The organism is Cronobacter sp. HA18003, from assembly GCF_011605905.1.
Classification (GTDB): domain Bacteria; phylum Pseudomonadota; class Gammaproteobacteria; order Enterobacterales; family Enterobacteriaceae; genus Cronobacter; species Cronobacter sakazakii.
Window position 1 is genome coordinate 41,466 of sequence record NZ_JAANQO010000027.1, and the last position, 17,451, is coordinate 58,916.

Genomic DNA, 17,451 nt, shown 5'->3' on the forward strand with positions numbered 1-17,451 from the left:
GCGGACGGAACCGGCTCAGGCCTCGTAGAGCGCCAGCAGTTCGTCCACCTTTCTGCGCGTGCCGCCATTGCTGCTGATGCTGCGTCGTACCCGCACCTTATGCAGCTTCGCCTGCTGATACCACTGGCGGGTCAGCTCGGTATCGTGGTTGGAAATGAGCACCGGAATGCGCTGGCTTTGCAGCCCTTCCGCAAGCTGCGCCAGATGCCGCTGCTGTTCCAGATTAAAGCTGTTCGTGTGGTAAGCCGTAAAATTCGCAGTAGCGGAAAGCGGCGCGTAAGGCGGGTCGCAATAGACCACCGCGCTGTTTTCCTGCTGCGCCCGCGCCATGCTGGCGTCGTAGGATTCGCAGATAAATAGCGCGTTCTGGGCGCGCTCCGCAAAATGGTACAGCTCCGTCTCCGGGAAATAGGGCTTTTTGTAACGACCAAACGGCACGTTGAACTCGCCGCGCAGATTATAGCGGCACAGCCCGTTGTAACCGTGGCGGTTAAGATACAAAAAGAGCAGCGCGCGGCGGAACTCGTCCCGGCTCTGGTTAAACTCTTCACGCAACTGATAATACACCTCGGCCTGATTATGCTCGGCGGTAAACAGCAGACGCGCTTCGCTGACGTAATCGTCAGTTTTATCTTTAACCGTGGTGTAGAGGCTTATCAGATCGCTGTTGATGTCTGATAACACATAGCGCGAATAGTCGGTGTTGAGAAAAACCGACCCGGCGCCAACGAAAGGCTCGATAAGACACTCCCCTTCAGGGAGGTGACGTTTGATATCATCGAGCAGGGGGTATTTCCCCCCTGCCCATTTAAGAAAAGCGCGATATTTTTTCATGCTGCCTGATTAACTCATACCTTCCCACGCTGTGGAGGAGGCTCCGACAGCATACTGCGCTTTACTCATTACTTCAGATCGGCCTGGACCTGGTGAATCGGCTTAGCCCACGGGTTTTTCGCCTGCACGTCGGCTGGCAGCGAAGAAACCGCGCGTTTCGCCTCATCTTTCGAGCCATACACGCCGCTTACCAGCACATACCACGGCTGACCGTTACGGGTCGTCTGATAGACCACGTAGTTTTTGAGATTCTCTTTCTTCGCCCACGCGTTCAGGTTGTTGTAGTTCGACGAACTGCTCAACTGAAGCGTGTAGTGGCTGCCCGGCGCGGATTTCAGCGCACCGACATTACCCGCGCTCGCGCCGCCCGCAGGGGCGGAAGGCTGGCTCGCGGCAGGCGTACTCTTCGGCGCTTGCGTGGCGGTGGTCGCTGGCGCTTTCACCGGTGCGGAGGCGGTGCCGGTCGCAGGCTCGCTGCGTTTCGGCGTGCTGGCCGGTTTCTGCTCCGTGGTGGCGGTTTTCGCCGGTGTCTGCTGCGGTTTGCTCTGGGTAGTCTGCGTTTTACGCGGCTCAGACTCAATCACCATCTGCTTACGCTCAGGACGCGTGGTGGTAGCGGCGTTATGACGCGCAGGTTTCTCGCTTTGCGCGGTGTCGCGCGACGGCTGAGCGGCTGCGGCGTTGCCGTTCACCGGCGCGACAGTTGCAGGCTCGGTGGGAAGCGTAGAGCCTGCCACGGCGTTATCAATCTGGCCCTGCTGCTGCGTCAGCGCATTGTTCAGATCGCCCGGAACTTCGACACGCTGCTGGCCTTGCGGCGCAGACGGGGATTCCGCCTGAGTCGGCGTTGAGGAAACCGGCGGCAGAGAGATATCCTGCGGCGCGTTAGCGCTGTTCTGATTTGCGGCAGAGGTGTTGCCCGGCTGCGGCTGCGCACCGTTGGCCTGATCTGACGCGCTGCCTGCGTTACCGGAGAGATCGATATTCTTCTCGGCGTTTTGCGCCTGCGCATCGTCGGTTTTCGTGGTATCCGGGCCTTTCAGCGCCGAACCGATGCCGATAATCAGCAGCACCAGAACAAAAATACCGAGCGCCATCATCAGATGCTGGCGAGAAATGGGCCCTTTCGGGGGCGCTTTTTTACGCTTGCGCGGACGACGCTCCTGGACTTCTTCATCATCCGCCAGCGATTCATCCGCTTCGTAAGTCTCTTGCGTCTGCTCGCGACGCGCTCGCGCCGGACGACGATCGTCCGCATCAAGATCAACGTCATCAATGTTGATTTGCGGTTCGTTATCGAACTCAGCAGATTTACGAGAACGACCAGGACGACGATCGCTGGGATCGGGTTTCAGCTCGTCTTCTGGTTTGAATTCATCCATTTAACACCCCACTCGAAGGCTCATTGCAGCCTGCGCCACGCTATTGCCCGATAGTAAAAACGCCATTGACTGGCGAACAGTACTTTTCATTCACGCCTGCTGACAATCAGCAATCGCGCTTAAAACCAGATCGTGCGGCACTCCGCCGCGCACTTCACTCTTCCCGATAGCCAGCGGCAGCACTAAGCGCAGCTCGCCAGCCAGAACTTTTTTATCACGCATCATGTGCGGCAGATACGCCTGCGGCGGCATGGTTTCAGGGCCGGTGACCGGCAGTCCCGCGCGCTTGAGCAGCGCGATAATGCGCTCGACATCCTGCGTCTCAAACTGGCCGAGACGCTCTGCGGCACGCGCCGCCATCACCATGCCTGCGGCGACCGCTTCGCCATGCAGCCAGTTGCCGTAACCCATTTCCGCTTCGATCGCGTGACCAAAAGTATGGCCCAGGTTCAACAAGGCGCGCATACCGCTTTCGCGCTCGTCCGCCGCGACGACATCGGCTTTGATCTCGCAACAGCGGCGGATGCAGTACGCCATCGCCGCGCCATCGAGTGCCAGCAGCGCGTCGATATTCTCCTCCAGCCAGAGGAAAAAATCGCGGTCAAGGATGATGCCGTATTTGATGACTTCCGCGAGCCCGGAGGCCAGCTCACGCGCAGGCAGGGTTTGCAGACAGTCGAGATCGACCACCACGGAGGCGGGCTGCCAGAAGGCGCCTATCATGTTTTTGCCAAGCGGATGGTTAACGGCGGTTTTGCCGCCAACGGAGGAATCGACCTGCGAAAGCAACGTGGTCGGCACCTGGATGAAGCGCACGCCGCGCTGATAGCACGCCGCGGCAAAGCCGGTGAGATCGCCGATAACGCCGCCGCCCAGCGCGATAAGCGTGGTATCGCGGCCATGCGGTTTTTCCAGCAGCGCGCTGAACACGGTTTCCAGTACCGCCAGGCTTTTATACTGCTCGCCGTCGGGCAAAATCACCTGGTCAACCTTCACGCCCGCCTGTTCCAGCGCGGAGCGGACTTTATCCAGCCACAGCGGTGCCAGCGTTTCATTGGTGACCAGCATGGTTTGATCACCTGCACGCAAAGGCCAAAAGGAAGCCGGATCGTTGAACAATCCGGCTGCGATGGTGATAGGGTAACTACGTTCCCCGAGAGTAACCGTTAACCTCTCCATGACGTTCAGTAACCTTCTGTGCTTTACCCGCAGGTGAGTAAGGATTCGCCGGAATTAGTTGTTTTCCAGCATATGGATAATCTGGTTAGCCACGACTTTTGCGCTCTGATCGTCAGTACGGATGGTGACGTCGGCAATCTCTTCATACAGCGGATTACGTTCGTTGGCGAGCGCTTCGAGCACTTCACGCGGAGGCGTGTCAACCTGCAACAGCGGGCGTTTTTTATCACGCTGAGTACGGGCAAGCTGCTTTTCGATAGTGGTTTCCAGATAGACCACCACACCACGCGCGGAGAGACGATTGCGGGTTTCGCGGGATTTGACAGAGCCACCGCCGGTCGCCAGTACAATACCCTGCTTTTCCGTCAGTTCATTGATGACTTTTTCTTCGCGATCGCGGAAACCTTCTTCGCCTTCTACATCGAAGACCCAGCCGACATCAGCTCCGGTACGTTTTTCGATCTCCTGATCGGAGTCGTAAAATTCCATGTTGAGCTGTTGTGCTAACTGACGCCCAATAGTGCTTTTGCCAGCACCCATAGGCCCAACCAGAAAGATATTGCGTTTCTCTGCCATTTTTTCGGTACTACTAAGACAATTCGTTGATGATAAACCCGCGTGCAATAACCCTGAGCTGCGGGAAATGAACTGAAACCTCTTAAGCGATAGTGCGAGAGTCAGATCAAAAATTATCTCAACACTCAAGGTAGTTTGGCAACCGAATAAATCACCGCGTCTGACGCACAGGAGTGAAAAAACAACAACGGATGCACCGCCTTTGACCGACTCTCAAATCGGTACTCCTTGTATGCTAATTCCACCCCTGCGTCAAACATCCGGCGACGATAATGGCTAAAAACTCCTGTGAACTCAGGCCCCGCTGATGATGCGCGGCGTAATAAACACCACCAGTTCACGTTTTTCGTTATCTTTACCGTCGTGGCGAAAAAGACTCCCGAAGAGCGGAATATTTCCCAAAACCGGCACCTGTTCATTCCCCGCTTTATTTTTTTGCTGGAAAATTCCACCAAGCGCCAGCGTTTCGCCGTCTTTGACCTCAACCTGCGTTTCGATTTCTTGTTTATCAATCGCTAACACTTCACCATCGGCCTGCTGTAGCGCCTGGCCCGGCATATTCTGGCTGATGCGCAGCTTAAGCTTGATACGCCCGTCCTGCCCAATGGTGGGCGTTACCTCCATCCCCAGCACCGCTTCTTTGAACTCCACTGAGGTCGCCCCGCTTTCGCCGCTCGACACCTGATACGGAATTTCACTGCCCTGCTTGATGCTGGCTGGCTGTTGATGTGCCGCTAACAGCCGGGGGCTCGCGATAATCTCCACCTTCTGTTTTTGCTCCAGCGCCGAAAGCTCAAACTCCAGCATGCGCCCATCGATACGCCCGATATTAAAACCAAGCCGCGTGGTCGCATTCGCCACTGCCAGATCCGCGGAAATGGTCGTCGGGTGATAGAGCGTCGTGGGGCCGTCGGCATCCGCGGTACTCCACTTAACACCAAGCTCACGCAGGCTCTGCTGGTTAATGGTGACGATATGCGCGGCCAGTTCCACCTGACCTACCGGGATATCCATTTTCGCGACCCACTCCCGTACCTGACGCAACGCGTTGGCGGTATCACATACCAGTAGGCGGTTAGTGCGCTTATCTACCGTGACGCTACCGCGCGGGGTTATCAGTTTATCGCCGAGCGCTGCCATCGCGGCGGCAAGCTCCGAAGCCTCGGCATAACGCAGCGTGAAGGTGTCGTTTACCAGCGGCAGATTCCGTTCCTGCTGCTGGCGCGCGGCGTCCCGCTGTGCCTGATTTTGCTGCTCCCAGCTTTCAGGGTAGACGCGCAAAATGTTGCGCTCTTTATGCCAGCGCAACCGCGCGCTCTCCGTCACCATCTGGAACGCCTGCTGCCAGGGCACATCCTGCAAATGCAAAGAGACGACGCCCTCCACACCCGGCGCGACCACCAGGTTTAACTGCTCGCTTTCAGCCAGCGCCTGTAATAACTGGACGACCGGCGTTTCATCCGCCACCAGCGAGACGCCCGGGCTCGTGGGCGCGGCGAAAACGGTTGTCGCCGCGAGTAATAATAAAGGAAGGGATTTCCTTATCATGATGCGTATCCTTAAGTGTCCATACCAGAACCGAAGGGCGACACCCGTCGCCACTCTTTAACATCACCTTATTGGCCTCAACACCGGTAAGCTGCCAGCCGGTCGGGAGCGTCGCGCCTGGGCTGACGCGCAGCCACGTTTTCTCCGGCGTCTGTAACAGCACCCGCACCGAATCGCCCTTTTTCACCATGCCGCCGTAACGCCAGAGATCGGCCTGATGCAGCTGACAGCGCGCCTGCGGTGGCGCAAAAGGGTCTCGCGCAGCCCAGGCCGGGCAACTCGCCAGCATCAGTAAGATCCATAGCGCGCTACTTCTCATGGGCGCGCTCCAGCTGTAGCGTGAGCCGCAGGCGTTGGTCGCCCTCTCTGCTCAGCGTAAAACCGTGCGCCAGCATGTCGCTTTGCGCGAGCGCCTCAAAAATATCAGGCACATGCGGCCAGGCTAATGCCAGCTCCAGCTCGCCGGTATCCCCTTGCGGTTGCCAGTGAATAAGATGCCCTTCGGGGCCGGGATCCACCGCCAGCGGCGAAAAGGGCTTCATGGCAAGTTGTGCCGCGAGCGCTGCCACAGCATCTCGCTCGCCTGATTGCGCAGCCTGCCGCTGCTTAAGCGTTCGCAGTTCAGCCCGGCGCTGTTCAAGCTGCGCTTGCAACTGGCGAAAGTCCCTGGTGAGAGGCGTCAACCCTGCGTAACCCGCCGCGACCAGCAGCGCTATCCAGACGCCAGCGCACGCTGCACGCCGCGATGAGGGGCCGGAAAGCCAGCGATCAATGAGAAGCCGCATCGGCAGACTCCTTTTGCAATGAGAGCGAAAAGTGCCAGTAGCCCTCCGCCTCCCGGCGCGTTTCCCCCGGCATCACCCGTGTAAAAGGCGCAAGCGCTCGCACGTTTTCCTCAAAGAGGCTGAGCGCCTGGGGCTCATACGCATTGCCGGTGAGCTCGAGACGGTCATCATGAAAACGCAGCGTGGTGAGCCAGAGCGATGCCGGCAAGGCATCGGCAAGCGTCAACAGACGCTGCCGCCATGCCGCGACCTCCTGGCGGTCGCTTTCACGACGTTGCCAGCGCGCGCGTAATGCCTCATATTCCGCCGCGGCGCGCTGTGCCTCTCGCAGCCGCGATTTCTGCTCCGTCAACGTAATGAGCAACGCATCAAGCTGTTGCTGCAGCGCGCGCTGCTGGTGCCTGATGACGTAGTGGCCCGCCATAGCCGCGAGCAAAACCACCAGCGCTGCGAGAAGAAAAAAACCGCCCCAGCGCATCAGCCGGGTGCGCCGCCTGACATGCCGCCACGGCAGAAGATTAATATGCCGCCTCATCACGCCGCTCCCAGCGCCAGACCAAGCGCGACGGCGAAGCACCCGGTGTCTTCGGGCTTTGGCAGACAGGGCCAGGTGATAACCTGCCACGGATCAAACGCCTGCCAGTCACCCTCTTGCCAGGATGCACCGCACAGCGCGATTTCCTGTGCTTGTATGCCAAGCTGCGCGCCGAGCGATCTCAGCCCTTCCACGCCTGGCGTTGCACAGACGCCCCAGCGATCGCGCATCGCCCACAGCCACTGCGTGCCCGTCTGCGTCACGATGGCCTGACAGGCATCAGCGGTATAGGGCAAGAGGCAGGCCAGCGCGCTCGCATCCGGCGTCAGCGCGGCAGGCGTAAAACGCAGCGCGCGGGCGCACGCCATCAGCTCTGCCACTTCCGCAGCGCGCGCGGCAGTTACGGCATAGCCGTCCTGGCGTTCGGCATAATCAAACGCCAGCGCGTCGGGCGGCAAAGAGAGCTGACGGGCGGCCACGGCACCAAGCCAGGCCTCGCACTCTGGCTCACACAGCGTGGTCGCAGGCCTGGGAAGTTCGCGCTGTAACGTGCGCTGCGCCGGAAACCCAAGCCGGATGGAAGAGTAGCGCGGCAGTTGCGCGCGCCACGGCGTCAGCGCCTCGATTAACGCCTGGCGGCGTGGTTCGCCGTCGTGATGAGGGGCCAGCGGGAATCTCCACCAGCGCTGCTGTCGCCAGCCGCCTCGCTTTCGCACCAGCGCCACGGCAACGATGCTATCTAATTGAATATGCAAGCCTATCTGCCATTTCCCGACGATCATTTTTGACGTTCTCCCTGTCGCGCAAAATGAAAATGCCATATCAATGCTTCAGGCTTGCCTTTATACTACCGCGCGGTTGTTTATAAACTGCCCAACAGAAACTAAATGGGAAATCCTCGGTGAAGTTCGTAAAGTATTTATTCTTCCTTGCAGTCTTTTGCATTCTGCTGGGAGCCGGCTCGATATACGGCCTGTATAAATTTATTGAGCCCCAGTTACCTGACGTCGCCACGCTGAAAGATGTGCGGCTGCAAATTCCTATGCAGATCTATAGCGCTGACGGCGAGCTGATCGCGCAGTACGGCGAAAAGCGCCGTATCCCGCTGACGCTTAATCAGATCCCGCCGGAAATGGTGAAAGCGTTTATCGCCACAGAAGACAGCCGCTTCTACGATCACCACGGCGTCGATCCGATCGGTATTTTCCGTGCCGCGAGCGTGGCGCTCTTCTCCGGTCACGCTTCACAGGGCGCGAGTACCATTACGCAGCAGCTGGCGCGTAACTTCTTTCTAAGCCCGGAACGCACCCTGATGCGTAAAATCAAGGAGGCTTTTCTCGCGGTGCGTATTGAGCAACTGCTGACGAAAGATGAGATCCTTGAGCTTTACCTGAACAAGATTTATCTCGGTTATCGCGCTTACGGCGTGGGCGCGGCTGCTCAGGTCTATTTCGGCAAAACGGTGGATCAACTCTCCTTAAGCGAAATCGCCGTGATAGCCGGCCTGCCGAAAGCGCCGTCAACGTTCAACCCGCTCTACTCGCTTGAGCGCGCCACGGCGCGCCGTAACGTCGTGCTCTCACGTATGCTGAGCGAGGGCTATATCAGCCAGTCGCAGTATGACGAGGCGCGCAGCGAAACCATTAACGCCAATTATCACGCGCCGGAAATCGCGTTTTCCGCGCCGTACCTGACAGAAATGGTGCGTCAGGAGATGATCAGCCGTTACGGCGAAAACGCCTACGAGGATGGTTATAAGGTTTACACCACCATTACCCGCCGCATTCAGCAGGCCGCGCAGAAAGCGGTGCGCGACAACGTGATGGATTACGACATGCGCCACGGTTATCGCGGCCCGTCTAATGTGCTGTGGCGCGTGGGCGAGATGGCGTGGGACAGCAAGAAAATCACCGACTCGCTGAAAAACCTGCCGACCTACGGGCCGCTGCTGCCTGCGGTGGTCACCTCGGCAAATCCTGACGAAGCGACGGCGTTGCTTGCCGATAACTCCTCGGTGTCGCTAAAGATGGACGGTGTGCGCTGGGCGCGCCCTTACCGCTCCGATACCGCACAAGGCCCGACGCCGCGCCGCGTCACCGACGTGTTGCAGGCAGGCCAGCAGATTTGGGTGCGTAAGGTCGATGACAGCTGGTGGCTCGCGCAGGTGCCGGACGTCAACTCGGCGCTGGTTTCCATCAACCCGAAAGATGGTTCGATACTGGCGCTGGTGGGCGGCTTTGATTTCAACCAGAGCAAGTTCAACCGTGCGACCCAGGCGCTGCGCCAGGTCGGCTCGAACATTAAGCCGTTCCTGTATACGGCGGCGATGGACAAGGGCCTGACGCTCGCGAGCATTCTGAACGACGTGCCGATTTCGCGCTGGGATGCCGGTGCGGGCTCTGACTGGCGTCCGAAGAACTCTCCGCCGGAATATGCCGGGCCGATTCGTTTGCGCCAGGGGCTTGGTCAGTCGAAAAACGTGGTGATGGTTCGCGCCATGCGCGCGATGGGCGTCGATTACGCGGCGGAATATCTCCAGCGTTTCGGCTTCCCGGCGCAGAATATCGTGCATACCGAATCGCTGGCGCTCGGCTCCGCGTCCTTCACGCCGTTACAGGTCGCGCGCGGCTATGCGGTAATGGCGAACGGCGGCTTCCTGGTAGACCCGTGGTTTATCAGCAAAATCACCAATGTTCAGGGCGAAACGCTGTTTGAAGCGAAGCCGAAAATCGCCTGCCCGGATTGCGATATCCCGGTGATTTACGGCGAAACGCCGAAATCAAACGTGCTGGAAAACAAAGACGTGGAAAACGTCGCCACCTCCGCAGAACAGCAGAACGCGCCGGTGCCAATGCCGCAGCTTGAGCAGGCGAACCGCGATCTGGTGGCGCAGAGCCCGGCACCGCAGTATGCGCCGCACGTCATCAGCACGCCGCTGTCGTTTTTGATTAAAAGCGCGCTGAACAGCAATATCTTCGGCGAGCCGGGCTGGCAGGGAACAGGCTGGCGCGCCGGACGCGATCTCAAACGTCGCGATATCGGCGGTAAAACCGGTACGACCAACAGCTCGAAAGACGCCTGGTTCTCCGGTTATGGTCCGGGCGTGGTGACGTCTGTGTGGATAGGCTTTGACGATCACCGCCGCGATCTCGGCCGCACCACGGCCTCGGGTGCGATTAAAGACCAGATCTCCGGCTATGAGGGCGGTGCGAAAAGCGCGCAGCCTGCGTGGGATGCGTATATGAAGGCCGCGCTGGAAGGCGTGCCGGAAGAGCCGTTAACGCCGCCGCCGGGCATCGTGACGGTCAATATCGACCGCAGTACCGGTCAGCTGGCGAATGGCGGCAACAGCCGTGAAGAGTACTTTATCGAAGGCACGCAGCCGACCCAGCAGGCGGTGCATGAAGTCGGCACGACGATTATCGATAACGGGGAAACCCACGAGCTGTTCTGATAAAACAACAAACGCCCCGTCATGGGGCGTTTTTTTAGGTATCACGCAGATGAAAACGCCCTTTGCCGGGCGTTTTTTGTAAGGCGATTACAGCCTGCCGTGCATCTTCAGCCATTCGCGCACCAGGAACAGCGCGCTGACGTTGCGGGCCTCGCTGAAATCCGGATCTTCCAGCAGATCCATCATATGCGCGAGCGGCCAGCGCTCCTGAATCAGCGGCTCCGGCTCGTCGCCCTGCAGCGTTTCCGGATAGAGATCTTCCGCCACCAGAATATTCATTTTGCTGGAGAAATAAGACGGCGCCATAGTGAGTTTTTTCAGGAATGTCAGTTGGTTCGCACCAAAGCCGACTTCCTCTTTTAATTCGCGGTTGGCCGCTTCGTAAATATTTTCACCCGGATCGATAAGCCCTTTGGAAAAGCCCAGCTCGTAGGATTCGGTGCCGACAGCATATTCACGGATTAAGATCAGATGATCGTCAATAATGGGCACGATCATCACCGCCTCGCGCTCCGAAGGACGCATACGCTCATAAACGCGCTGCTCGCCATTGCTGAAGGCGAGGCTTACCTGCTCAACGCTGAAAAGACGCGAACGGGCGACCGTTTCAATATTTAAAATAGTGGGTTTTTGCAGAGGTTTATTCATATTAACCGGCCACCGGGTAACCATATCTTTGCTCATTGTGCGACACACCGCACGGTTCGGGCAATGTGAATCGTTTTTTATTTACATTCCTGCAACTTCACGCGCACGTAAAACCTAAATACCCATTTATGTCAAGAGGTTGAATTTAAAATAAGAATTTGCTGATATTTCCACGCTTCCCGCTTTGCTAACATTGATTTACCGCTGGTATGCTTCAAATAATTTCACTCAAATTGACTCCATACCTGTCGATTTTTGTTCATTGTTCTGCCTTAATGTTGCATAGGCAATACTTGTTTACATTTGCATCGAGTACCGTGATTTGATGGGGAAAGCATGAGCACCTTGTTGATTTTAGTCGCTGCTATGCTGGCCTGCATCGTCATTGCAGGCTGGTGGATAAAGCGCAAAATTCGCCCCCGTCATCCTCGTTTACCCGCCCAGGTTTTTGCTGGTGCCACTACCCGTAAACTCAGCAGTGAAGAGCGTAGCGCCATCGAAAGCTATCTGGAAACGCTCTCGCGTTTTCAGGATTCGCCGACGCCGACCGGCGCCATTAAGCCGCCAGTCCGGTTAACGCTGACGCCGCAAAGCAGCACCGTCTATTGCATCCGTCGGGCTATTACCCGCTACGGCCTCTCGTCTGACGATCCGAACAAATGGCGTTACTATCTGGACTCGGTAGAAGTGCATCTGCCGCCCTTCTGCGAGCAATACATCACTGATGATAATAGCGTCGAGCTTATCCGCACCGCGACGCTGCCGCTGGTTATCTCTCTGAATGGCCATTCTATTCAGGAACATGTGCATGAAGCGCGCGGCTACGTGCTGGAAGGCCCGGCATCTGGCCTGGCGTCCATTCGCGGCGAAGAGAGCGAACAGATTGAGCTGCTGAATATCCGACAGGAGACGCAGGAGGAGCATGCGCTCGGGCGTCCGGATGGACTGCGCGAGGCGCTGCTGATCTGCGCCGCGTTTGTGCTCTTTTTCTTCTGCCTCGTCACGCCGCCGATGATGCTGCCCTGGCTGGCTGGCGGCGCCATTTTGCTGCTGGGCGCGGGCCTGTGGGGGCTGTATGCGCCGCCGGCGAAAACAGCGCTGCGCGAAATCCATTGTTTGCGCGGCACGCCTAAACGCTGGGGGCTGTTTGGCGAAACCAACCAGGAACAGCTTAATAATATTTCGCTCGGCATTATCGACCTGATCTATCCGCCGCACTGGCAGCCGTTTATCGCGCATGATTTAGGCCAGAAAACGGATATCGATATCTATATGGACAGGCATGTGGTGCGCCAGGGCCGTTTTCTGTCGCTGCATGACGAAGTAAAACATTTCCCGCTTCAGCACTGGCTGCGCAGCGCAGTGATCGGCGCAGGCGCGCTGCTGGTATTGCTGCTGCTGACTATCTGGGTGCCGCTCGATATGCCGTTTAAGCTGACTATCTCCTGGCTTAAAGGCGCACAAACGGTCGAAGCGACCAGCGTGGCGAAGCTTGAAGAAGCTGGCCTGCGCGTTGGTGATACGCTGCGGATTAACGGCACAGGCATGTGTAATATTCATCTGCCGGGGCGCTATACCACCCGCCAGAATTACCCGTTTATGCCGTTCGACTGCTCGCAAATTCTCTGGAATAACGCAAGCCCGTTGCCTCTGCCGGAATCCGACACGGTGACCAAAGCTACGGCGCTGGCAGAAGCAGTAAACCGCCAGCTGCATCCGCAGGAAGGCGACACCAAAATCAACCCGCAGCTGGCGTCGGCGATTCAGAAATCGGGCATGGTGCTGCTCGATGATTTCGCGGAGATCGTGCTGAAAACCGAAGCGCTGTGTACCGGCGAAGAAGAGTGCGTCAGGCTGAAAAACGCGCTGGTGAACCTTGGCAACACCAAAGACTGGCCGTCGCTCGTGAAACGCGCCAGCGAAGGCAAGCTCGACGGCATTAACGTCCTGCTGCGCCCGGTCAGCGCTGAATCGCTCGATAATCTGGTGATTGCTTCCACCGCGCCGTTCTTCGTACGTGAAACCAGCCGCGCCGCGCAGTCGCTCAACAGCCCGCCACCGGGCGGCTTTATGATTATCAGCGATGAAGGCAAAGATATGGTGAACCAGCCACTGCCGCCGACGTCGCTGTATGATTTGCCGCCGCAGGAGCAGTGGAAAGAGTTCCAGCGGCTGGCGGGTATGCTGATGCAGACGCCATTCCATGCGGAAGGCGTCGTTACCAGCCTGCGCACCGACGCCAACGGCACCCAGCATGTGACGCTCAGCAGTATCCCTGACAGCGCCGGGCTGTGGCGCTATTTCGGCACCACACTCCTGATGCTGGTGATGCTCATCTGTGCGCTGTATAACGGCGTCGTCGCGCTGCGCCGCTGGCAGCGCAGCCGCACCCGTATCGAAGAAATTCAGCGCTACTACGAAAACTGCTTCAACCCGCAACTGGTCCCTTCCGCGGATATTCGCCCCCTGTTCTGATAATCCGGCGGCGACAGGTTTATGGTAACCTGTCGCCCCTTTTTCCTCAGGCGGGAGTTCCCATGACTATTGATATCGCCTGGCAGGACGTTGATACCGTTCTGCTGGATATGGATGGCACGCTGCTGGATCTGGCGTTCGACACCTTCTTCTGGCAGAAGCTGGTGCCCGAAACGCTAAGCCAGCAGCGCGGCATCTCGCTGGATGACGCCCACAATCATATCCGCGCCGAATATCACGCCGTGCAGCATACGCTAAACTGGTACTGTCTGGATTACTGGAGCGAGCGCCTGGGGCTCGATATCTGCGCCATGACGACCGAGCAAGGGCCGCGCGCGTTGATACGTGAAGATACCGTGCCGTTTCTCGACGCGCTGAAAGCCTGCGGCAAGCGACGTATTTTGCTGACCAACGCGCATCCGCATAATCTGGCGGTCAAGCTTGAGCATACCGGGCTTGCTCAGCACCTTGATTTATTACTTTCCACCCACACATTTGGTTATCCAAAAGAGGATCAGCGGTTATGGCAGGCCGTTGCCCGGCACACCGGCCTTGATAAGTCGCGCACGCTGTTTATCGACGACAGCGAGCCGATTCTCGATGCCGCCGCGCGGTTTGGTATTCGCTACTGCCTTGGCGTCACCAATCCCGATTCAGGCGTTGCGGATAAAAGCTATCAGCGCCACCCGGCGCTTGGCGATTACCGGCGTCTGATCCCCTCGCTGCAAACCGAGGAGTCGTGATGAAAGAGAAATCCACCGAAGGGGTTCGCCTGGACAAATGGCTCTGGGCGGCGCGCTTCTATAAAACCCGCACGCTGGCCCGCGAGATGATCGAAGGCGGCAAGGTGCACTACAACGGGCAACGGACCAGACCGAGTAAAATTATCGAACCGAACGCGGTATTAACGCTGCGCCAGGGAAACGATGAACGCACGCTGGTGGTAAAAGGCATTACCGATCAGCGACGACCGGCAAGCGAGGCGGTACTGCTGTACGAAGAGACGGCAGAAAGTATCGAAAAGCGCGAAAAACTCGCGCTGGCGCGTAAACTCAACGCCCTTTCCATGCCGCATCCGGATCGCCGCCCGGATAAAAAAGAGCGCCGCGATCTGATCAAATTTAAATTTGGCGACAGCGAATAACCGTCACGCCAGGAGAGAGAATAATGGCTCAACACGACCAACTACACCGCTATCTTTTTGAAAATTATGCCGTGCGCGGCGAACTGGTGACGGTTTCAGAAACCTGGAAACAGATCCTTGAAAACCATGACTACCCGATGCCGGTTAAAACCCTGCTCGGCGAGCTGCTGGTCGCCACCAGCCTGCTGACCGCGACGCTGAAATTCGCGGGAGATATCACCGTTCAGTTGCAGGGCGACGGCCCGATGACGCTTGCCGTGATTAACGGCAACAACCGCCAGCAGATGCGCGGCGTCGCGCGCGTGCAGGGCGATGTTCCGGCGGATGCCGACCTGAAAACGCTGGTGGGCAACGGCTATCTGGTCATTACCATTACGCCGGAAGAAGGCGAGCGTTATCAGGGTGTCGTCGGTCTGGAAGGCGATACGCTGGCCGCGTGCCTGGAAGATTACTTCATGCGCTCCGAACAGCTGCCGACCCGCCTGTTTATCCGTACCGGTGAAGCGCAGGGCCAGCCTGCCGCTGGCGGCATGCTGTTGCAGGTCCTGCCGGCGCAGGACGCCCAGACGGATGATTTCAACCATCTGGCGACGCTGACCGAAACCATCAAGGCGGACGAGCTGTTCACGCTGCCTGCCAACGATGTGCTGTGGCGTCTCTACCACGAAGAAGAAGTGACCGTTTACGATCCGCAGGCGGTGGAGTTCAAATGCACCTGCTCGCGCGAGCGATGCGCCGATGCGCTGCGCACGCTGCCGGATGAAGAAGTCGCGCAGATTCTGGAAGAAGACGGCGAAGTGGATATGCACTGCGACTACTGCGGCACCCACTATGTGTTCGACGCGATGGATATCGCCGGGATCCGTAAAAACGCCTCCCCGGCCGATCCGCAGGTACACTAAAGTCTGCTGACGCTTCCCGCCGCCTGGCGGGAAGCGCTTTTTTTACGCTTACTGATAGTTTATCGGGATCCTCACCCCGCCAATTTCCACATCCTGCCAGGTTTTCTCTTTTCCTTTGATCTGATTTTCGCGCAGCGCCTTGTCGAATTTTTCGCGCGTCAGACTGCCGGGAATCTCCTGGCTCCAGCCCGCCTGCCGCCACTGGCCGTTCTCGCGCATCGTGACGCTACAGCTTCGCGTGTCGCTACTGCACAGCAGCACTTCATTTTGCCCGTCATGGTTCAAATCGAGCGCCGCCACAACGCAACTGCCCTTCTCATATAAACAGCCGCGCACGCTGTAGGTGTCTTCTTTGCTGACCCACTGCCACCAGCTCTCTGCAGGTGCCTGCGCCCCTGCGGCAAGCGTAATGGCGTCGCGCAGGTCGTCATCGGCCACCGTCGAGTCGCTGTCCAGCAGATCGCGCAGCGCCTGACGATTCTCTTTATCGGCCATAAAAGCCGGGTTATGGCGAAGTTCATTCAGTGCCGCCTGGCCGCGGCGTCCGGCGTGTTGCAGCATATAGAGGCTCATCAGGTCGGCCTTTTGCGCCCCGCTCTCATAACGCGCCATCTGGCTCTCCACGCTGATGCGCCACGGGTCGAGCACTGGCGTATGGCTTAAAACCAGCAGTGCGAGCGAGAAGAGCATGACAACACGGCCGCCGCGATCGCCTGCCGGTTCATTGCCCTTCATACGGCTAATCGCCTGCAGCGTGGCGCACACCGCCCAGCACAGCACCGTCGCCGTGATAAGCGCCGCGTAAACGCGCCACGGCGTCCAGCCATATTGCTGTACGCGCAGCCACAGCGACCACCCGGCGAGCGCCGAGAAAAGCGGTGTGACGACAACGCCGGTGCTGTTCAGCAGACGCAGCGCTTTATGCGGCGACGGCGCGCAGGCCAGCCCGGAAAGCGCGAGCAAGACCAGCGCCAGCGTATTCAGCAGCGCGTTACAGGAGGTGCGCGCCGCAAGGCCGCTCAGGCCAACAAACGGCAGCGTCGCGAGAAACAGCAGCGCGATAAGCGCGGCGAGCGTCAGCAGGCCGGATGCCGCCAGCGTCAGAAAACGCATCAGCGCCTCGGTGATGCGCGTCTGGCTGCGGCACAGCAGCAAGCATACCGCGCCGGAAACCGTCGCCATGACATAAACAAAGAGCGGCGTGTCGAAAAACAGAATGTCAAAGAAGCGGATATCCACCGCGTTAAAGAGTTTCGCCCACAGCAGCAGCACGCCCCAGAACACACCGGCGAGCGCCAGCGCCATCAGCAGCGCGACGCCGTTATTCCACAGCGCCAGGCGGCGTGAAACAGGCGCGCCGGACGTACTGTCACGCTGCAGCCAGGGGAGCGCCATAAAGAGCGTGGCCGCCAGGTGGAAATACCAGGTGGCGATCATTTCACCCGCGTCCAGCTCATCAACGCCCGAAACAGACCAGCGCATCCAGCCCGACATCACGCCTACCAGCACCAGCAGCGCGCCCGTCATCCACCAGAAACGCAGCGCGCGCAGGCGAGTCGCCGCCAGCGCCACACTCGCGCAGAGTGTGATGGCCAGCGAGTGCAGCACCAGCGCCGATCCCTGGCTCATCGCTATCAGGCTGTGCGGACCGGTTAAAAACATCAGCAGGCCGCAGAGCGCGGCAATTATCACGATGCCCCAGCGCGTCGCGGGCGCCAGGGGATGAAGTTCAGACATGACCATAATCCTTTAAAAATGCATTCACGCGGTGAAGATAACGCCTTTGCGTGAAGTGAGCGTGAAGTGGGAAAAGAGGCGTTTCGCCAGCCAGAGCCGGACGCGTATTCGCAAAAGTCTGTTTATCCTGTGCGATCCCCCGCCGGTTTTGGTTTTCACAGAAAAGATAATTTTCTTCAGGAAAGCGCTTACAGTCACAAAGTGCGGGTTTAACGGGTGGCTTTTATAACATATTCGGAACAATTAACGCGT

16 protein-coding genes are annotated in these 17,451 nt (G+C 58.3%); 5 read left to right on the top strand and 11 right to left on the bottom strand.

Features of this window, described 5'->3' with window-relative positions:
- Positions 1-15 precede the first annotated feature (15 nt).
- From dam to G6041_RS19750, 9 genes are all read right to left on the bottom strand, one after another.
- On the bottom strand, positions 16-834 hold the full coding sequence (dam, locus tag G6041_RS19710) for an adenine-specific DNA-methyltransferase (protein ID WP_004386576.1): 819 nt from the start codon (positions 832-834) through the stop codon (positions 16-18).
- A gap of 68 nt (positions 835-902) precedes the next feature.
- Positions 903-2,216, bottom strand: a complete 1,314-nt coding sequence (damX, locus tag G6041_RS19715; protein ID WP_004386575.1) for a cell division protein DamX — start codon at positions 2,214-2,216, stop codon at positions 903-905.
- A gap of 90 nt (positions 2,217-2,306) precedes the next feature.
- The gene (gene aroB / locus G6041_RS19720; protein WP_012126396.1) at positions 2,307-3,395 is read right to left on the bottom strand and encodes a 3-dehydroquinate synthase; all 1,089 of its coding nucleotides are present in this window, start codon (positions 3,393-3,395) and stop codon (positions 2,307-2,309) included.
- Positions 3,396-3,449: 54 nt separating this feature from the next.
- Positions 3,450-3,971 (bottom strand): shikimate kinase AroK, encoded by a 522-nt coding sequence (gene aroK, locus G6041_RS19725; protein WP_004386573.1) that lies wholly within the window; start codon positions 3,969-3,971, stop codon positions 3,450-3,452.
- 294 nt (positions 3,972-4,265) lie between these two features.
- On the bottom strand, positions 4,266-5,516 hold the full coding sequence (gene hofQ, locus G6041_RS19730) for a DNA uptake porin HofQ (RefSeq protein ID WP_369834945.1): 1,251 nt from the start codon (positions 5,514-5,516) through the stop codon (positions 4,266-4,268).
- Entirely contained in the window at positions 5,428-5,808 is a 381-nt protein-coding gene (locus G6041_RS19735; RefSeq protein WP_041460672.1) for a HofP DNA utilization family protein, read from the bottom strand. Before G6041_RS19735 ends, hofQ begins: the two co-directional genes overlap by 89 nt.
- Positions 5,809-5,827: 19 nt before the next feature.
- The gene (locus G6041_RS19740; protein WP_012126392.1) at positions 5,828-6,304 is read right to left on the bottom strand and encodes a HofO family protein; all 477 of its coding nucleotides are present in this window, start codon (positions 6,302-6,304) and stop codon (positions 5,828-5,830) included.
- The gene (locus G6041_RS19745; RefSeq protein ID WP_029464284.1) at positions 6,288-6,842 is read right to left on the bottom strand and encodes a PilN domain-containing protein; all 555 of its coding nucleotides are present in this window, start codon (positions 6,840-6,842) and stop codon (positions 6,288-6,290) included. The genes G6041_RS19740 and G6041_RS19745 overlap by 17 nt, the downstream gene beginning before the upstream one ends.
- On the bottom strand, positions 6,839-7,621 hold the full coding sequence (locus G6041_RS19750) for a hypothetical protein (RefSeq protein ID WP_012126390.1): 783 nt from the start codon (positions 7,619-7,621) through the stop codon (positions 6,839-6,841). The genes G6041_RS19745 and G6041_RS19750 overlap by 4 nt, the downstream gene beginning before the upstream one ends.
- A 119-nt stretch (positions 7,622-7,740) precedes the next feature.
- Between G6041_RS19750 and mrcA the strand changes: the two genes are divergently transcribed.
- Positions 7,741-10,293, top strand: coding sequence for a peptidoglycan glycosyltransferase/peptidoglycan DD-transpeptidase MrcA (mrcA, locus tag G6041_RS19755; protein WP_012126389.1), 2,553 nt, complete (start codon positions 7,741-7,743; stop codon positions 10,291-10,293).
- An 87-nt stretch (positions 10,294-10,380) separates the two neighbouring features.
- Here the strand turns inward: mrcA and nudE are convergent, their stop codons facing one another.
- A complete protein-coding gene (nudE, locus tag G6041_RS19760; RefSeq protein WP_029039083.1) occupies positions 10,381-10,941 on the bottom strand; it encodes an ADP compounds hydrolase NudE in 561 nt (186 codons plus the stop codon).
- Between the two features lie 336 nt (positions 10,942-11,277).
- On the opposite strand from nudE, the gene G6041_RS19765 reads away from it, so the two are divergent.
- The 4 genes from G6041_RS19765 (at position 11,278) to hslO (ending at position 15,462) form a co-directional block, all read left to right on the top strand.
- The gene (locus G6041_RS19765; protein WP_007871608.1) at positions 11,278-13,416 is read left to right on the top strand and encodes an intracellular growth attenuator family protein; all 2,139 of its coding nucleotides are present in this window, start codon (positions 11,278-11,280) and stop codon (positions 13,414-13,416) included.
- A gap of 62 nt (positions 13,417-13,478) precedes the next feature.
- A complete protein-coding gene (gene yrfG, locus G6041_RS19770) occupies positions 13,479-14,159 on the top strand; it encodes a GMP/IMP nucleotidase (RefSeq protein WP_004385532.1) in 681 nt (226 codons plus the stop codon).
- A complete protein-coding gene (gene hslR, locus G6041_RS19775; protein WP_004385531.1) occupies positions 14,159-14,560 on the top strand; it encodes a ribosome-associated heat shock protein Hsp15 in 402 nt (133 codons plus the stop codon). The genes yrfG and hslR overlap by 1 nt, the downstream gene beginning before the upstream one ends.
- A gap of 23 nt (positions 14,561-14,583) precedes the next feature.
- On the top strand, positions 14,584-15,462 hold the full coding sequence (gene hslO, locus G6041_RS19780; RefSeq protein ID WP_007778775.1) for an Hsp33 family molecular chaperone HslO: 879 nt from the start codon (positions 14,584-14,586) through the stop codon (positions 15,460-15,462).
- A 48-nt stretch (positions 15,463-15,510) separates the two neighbouring features.
- On the opposite strand, the gene G6041_RS19785 is transcribed toward hslO, so the two are convergent.
- On the bottom strand, positions 15,511-17,199 hold the full coding sequence (locus G6041_RS19785) for a DUF4153 domain-containing protein (protein WP_041460671.1): 1,689 nt from the start codon (positions 17,197-17,199) through the stop codon (positions 15,511-15,513).
- Positions 17,200-17,451: the final 252 nt, after the last annotated feature.